This is a genomic window from Fundidesulfovibrio sp. (genome assembly GCF_058402725.1).
Map to the genome: position 1 here is coordinate 1 of NZ_JBZVFJ010000284.1, position 2,326 is coordinate 2,326.

The following is a 2,326-nucleotide window of genomic DNA, read 5'->3' on the forward strand; positions in this document are numbered from 1 at the left end:
GGGGGCTGACGATGCTGCCGGTAAGGTTGGTGGCGCAGCCGAGAGTGACCTGGTTGGAGGCCGTGAGCGTGCCCGCGATGTTCGATGTGTTGCCCTGGGTGGTGGTAAAGGTCGTGGTGTTGACTTGGCCGCCCTGAGCGAGATTCAGCGTGCCTCCCTGGAGGGTCAGCGCGCCGAGGGTCAGGCTGGAACCTCCGTAAATGCCCAGCGTGCTGCCGACAAGCGTCGCGGACGCGCCCCCTAAGTCGAGCGTCCCGGTGAGGTTGTAGCTGGAGTTGGGCTGGAGGCTTGTGAATACCTCCTGGGGCGTCGGCGCGGCCTGACTCGGCGCGGAAATGCTTTCCGAGGGGGTAGGCGTGCTGCTGGGGGTGGAATGCGCTGCGAAGGCAGAAGCCGCTGTAAACAACACCGCCAGGATTGAACAGCAAAGATGCAATATTACGCGCACTGACAGACCCCTCCGTAATTGTTTGCTGTTATTGGCCTGAAATCGCAAGGAGGGCAAGTGGGAATATTCACAAAGCGCTGACTGTCGAGACCGGAATCGTTAACATACCTCCGAAGTCGAGAAACATCCTCGCATACCTTCTCTAATGAGTTGGCAGCCAGAATGCTCATACGCATTGAACAGCGCAAGCAAGCTGCCCCGACAGTTCCTTTGGGGATGGGTGGAAACGGAAACCGTGTCCTGCCCCTGAAAGTTCATGATTTCAAAGAGGTAGGGAGCCGGAAGTCCCTATATACAGGCATGGCCTCCCGACATCTGCCTGCAACCTCTGGCCTCTGCCTGTATATCGGCCTTCTCCCGCCCCCCATCGATCAAGCTGGGTTCCAGCCTGGCGCGAACGTCCCCCCATGCCGCCGGACATCGAACGGTTCCAGGACGAACACCCCACTGCCCACGGACAAGCTTCTGGACGCTGGCAGGCAAAAGGCCGGGACGCGCCTTGAGGCGGCGTCCCGGCCCGTCTGATCGGTTGCGGGAACGGGCTGCTAGGCCAGGGCCAGGGCGTCCAGGCGACCCTTCAGGGTCATGAGCACGGCGCTGCACTGGCGCAGGCGCTCCTCGGGCAGTCCCTGGAGCATCAACTCGCTGAACTCCCGGGCGATCTGCTCGAAACGCTCCACAACGGGCAGCACCTTGTCGGTGAGGGCCACGTGCTTGCTGCGCCTGTCGCCGACCACCGACTCGCGACGCACCCAGCCGCCTTCCTCCAGGCGGTCCAGCAGGCGCACCACCGAGGAGGCCTCCATGGACATGGCGTCGGCCAGGGCCTTCTGGGTCATGGGCTGCCCGGCCATGGCCAGGTTCCAGACCACGGTCCACATGGCGGTGGAGAGCCCCATGGGTTTGAGCCGCTCGTCGAGCTGGTTGCGCCAGGCCTTGGCCACCTCGTAGATCAGCAGGCCCAGCATGCGCGGCTCGCTCCGGTCGGCGCGGCAGCACTCAAACGCCATGGCCTTCGTCCTCCCGGCGATCCTGCCCACGCAGGCCCCGTATCTTGACTGCGGCATTCATGATGATCTTGAAGAACACAGGAATGAAGAACGGCGCGATGAACGTGGCCGCCAACATGCCGCCCACCACGCCCGTGCCGATGGCGTGGCGGCTCGAAGCGCCCGCGCCCGTGCTGATGGCCAGGGGCAGACAGCCCAGCACGAAGGCCAGAGAGGTCATGATGATGGGCCGAAAGCGCAGTCTGGAGGCCTCCAGGGCCGCCTCGGAGACGCTCATGCCCTGCTTGAGCCGCGCCGAGGCGAACTCCACGATGAGGATCGCGTTCTTTGCCGCCAGGCCGATGAGCGTGACCAGGGCCACCTGGAAGTAGAGATCGTTCATCAGCCCGCGCCCGAACGTGGCCAGGATGGCCCCGAACATGGCGAAGGGCACCGCCAGCACCACCGCCAGCGGCAGAGACCACTTCTCGTACTGCGCCGCCAGGATCAGGAAGACCATGAGGATGGCCAGCAGGAACACCATGGTGGACGTGCCGCCCGTGGCCTTCTCCTGGTAGGCCGTGCCGGTCCAGGCCAGGGTGTAGCCCTCGGGGAGCACCTCCGCAGCCAGGGCTTCCATGGCCGCCAGGGCCTGGCCCGAACTGTAGCCCGGGGCCGGGCCGCCCATGATCTTGGCCGCCGGGAACACGTTGAAGCGCTCCACCACCTCGGGGCCGCTGGAGAGTTCCACGTCCACCAGGGCGGTGAGGGGGATCATCTCTCCCTTGGTGGAGCGCACGAACACGTCGCGCAGGTCCTCGGGGCGGTCGCGGTATTCGGCCTCGCTCTGGAGCATCACCCGGAAGGTGCGTCCGAACTTGTTGAAGTC

Annotated in this window: 3 protein-coding genes; all 3 read right to left on the reverse strand. The window is 64.7% G+C overall.

Annotated features, from left to right (window positions below):
• Positions 1-448, reverse strand: a 448-nt coding sequence (locus ACV4UX_RS18735) for a hypothetical protein (RefSeq protein WP_491594799.1), incomplete at its 3' end; no start/stop codon positions are given.
• A gap of 545 nt (positions 449-993) precedes the next feature.
• A complete protein-coding gene (locus ACV4UX_RS18740; RefSeq protein WP_491594800.1) occupies positions 994-1,458 on the reverse strand; it encodes a MarR family winged helix-turn-helix transcriptional regulator in 465 nt (154 codons plus the stop codon).
• Positions 1,448-2,326: efflux RND transporter permease subunit (locus ACV4UX_RS18745; protein ID WP_491594801.1), on the reverse strand; the 879-nt coding region annotated here is incomplete at its 5' end. The genes ACV4UX_RS18745 and ACV4UX_RS18740, both read right to left, overlap by 11 nt.

What these genes read in the sequence shown, in the direction of transcription:
- ACV4UX_RS18740 (WP_491594800.1), bottom strand. Translation starts at nt 1,458, where the DNA reads ATGGCGTTTGAGTGCTGCCGCGCCGACCGGAGCGAGCCGCGCATGCTG.